The organism is Neoroseomonas rubea, from assembly GCF_016106015.1.
GTDB lineage: Bacteria > Pseudomonadota > Alphaproteobacteria > Acetobacterales > Acetobacteraceae > Neoroseomonas > Neoroseomonas rubea.
Genome location: NZ_JACADQ010000553.1, coordinates 1 through 1,602 on the forward strand (window position 1 = coordinate 1; position 1,602 = coordinate 1,602).

General features: G+C 73.1%; 2 protein-coding genes. Both read right to left on the minus strand.

Translation table 11 applies throughout. From position 1 onward, the window contains the following. Window positions 1-89 precede the first annotated feature (89 nt). Entirely contained in the window at window positions 90-1,187 is a 1,098-nt protein-coding gene (locus tag HW577_RS24760; protein WP_198378751.1) for a flagellar motor protein MotA, read from the minus strand. Next, window positions 1,184-1,602: OmpA family protein (locus tag HW577_RS24765; RefSeq protein ID WP_419956608.1), on the minus strand; the 419-nt coding region annotated here is incomplete at its 5' end. The genes HW577_RS24765 and HW577_RS24760, both read right to left, overlap by 4 nt.

The window sequence follows — 1,602 nt, forward strand, 5'->3', positions numbered from 1 at the left end:
TAGCCGGGCCAGGCATCGAGGCCGCCGCGCCCGCGCCGCCGGTCGGAACGGCCGGCCATGTCAGCGCCGCCCCGGCGCGGCGCGGCGCGTCACCGCGGCGGCTCCTCGGCGATCGCGGCGATGGTCCGCGTCAGGATCTTGATCTCGTTCCTGATGTCGTTGGTGGTCTGGGCGCGGCCGGCGGCGGTCTCCTCCAGCAGGCGGGCCAGCGTGATCTCGAGGTTGCGCAGATGGCCGCGCATCGCCTCGGCCGTGCCGGTATGGGCCTGCGCCTCGGCGATGCGGAGCATGAGCTGGTTGTTGGCGCGCATCTGCTCGGTCAGCACCGTCATGCGTTCCGTCAGCGTCGCCAGCGCCTGGGATGTCGCCGCGCGCCCTTCCTCCCCGCGCGCGAGGATGCCCTGCAGGCCCTCGAGGTTCTCGGCCGTCTGCTCCAGCAGCGCGTTGACGTAGGCCGGGATGGAGCCGTCCCCTTCCTGGCCGAGCACGCCGGAGGACAGGCGCGTCAGGCCGGCGAGCCATTCCTCCAGCTCGTTCGTGAAGCGGTTCTGCGCCTGGCCGGCGGTGAGGTCCATGAAGCCCAGCACCAGCGCGCCGGCGAGGCCGAGCATGGAGGTGGAGAAGGCCGTGCCCATCCCTTCCAGCGGCCGGCCGAGCCCGGTCTTCAACTGGTTGAACAGCGCGTTCAGGTCGCCCGAGCCCACCGACATGTTGCCGATCACGTCGGCGACGGAGGAGATGGTGAGCAGCAGGCCCCAGAAGGTGCCGAGCAGGCCGAGGAAGATCAGCAGACCGGTCATGTAGCGCGACAATTCGCGCGTCTCATCGAGCCGGGAGAGGATGCCGTCCATCACGCTGCGCATGGCGATGGCGGAAAGCGAGACGCGCTCCGTCCGCCGCGCGGACAGCATCGACGCCATGGGGGCGAGCAGCCGCGGCTGGACCAGCGCCTCCCCGTTGCCGCGGACGGAGCGGAAGCCCTCCAGCCACGCCACCTCATGCCGCAGGGCCAGCACCTGGCGCAGGTTCCACACGATGCCGATCAGCAGCACGCCGAGGATCACGCTGTTGAGGACGGGGTTCGCCTCGAAGGCGACGCGCAGCTGCGCCCAGAGCATCGCCGTGACGATCAGCACGGCGACGAGGAACGCCACCATCCGCCACAGATAGACCATCGGCTGCGTCATCGGCCCCGGCTCTCCGCTGTCGGGCTTGCCATGCCGGGCGGCAGCACGTCCACCCGGTCCGCGCCCGCGCCCACCCGGCCCAACGGGCGCAGATCGATCCGAGTCGCGTCCAGCCCGCCGGCGACGAGGGCGGCCTTGACCGCCTGCGCGCGGGCGAGGGAGGCGCGGCGGGCGAGGGAGGCGTCGTTCGCCGGCCCGGAGACCTGGGCTTCGACCATGATGCGCCCGGCCGGCAGGGTGGCGAGCCGGCTGCCGAGCGCGGCGATCGCCTCCGCCACCTCCGGCGCCAGCCGGTTGGTCGCCAACGCGATACGCACCCCGCCGCCGGGGAAGGTTTCCATGCCCGCGGGCAGGGGCGGGCCGGCGGGGGCGGGGGTGGGCTGGCTGGGCGCCCCGGCCGGCGCGAGGCTGGGTG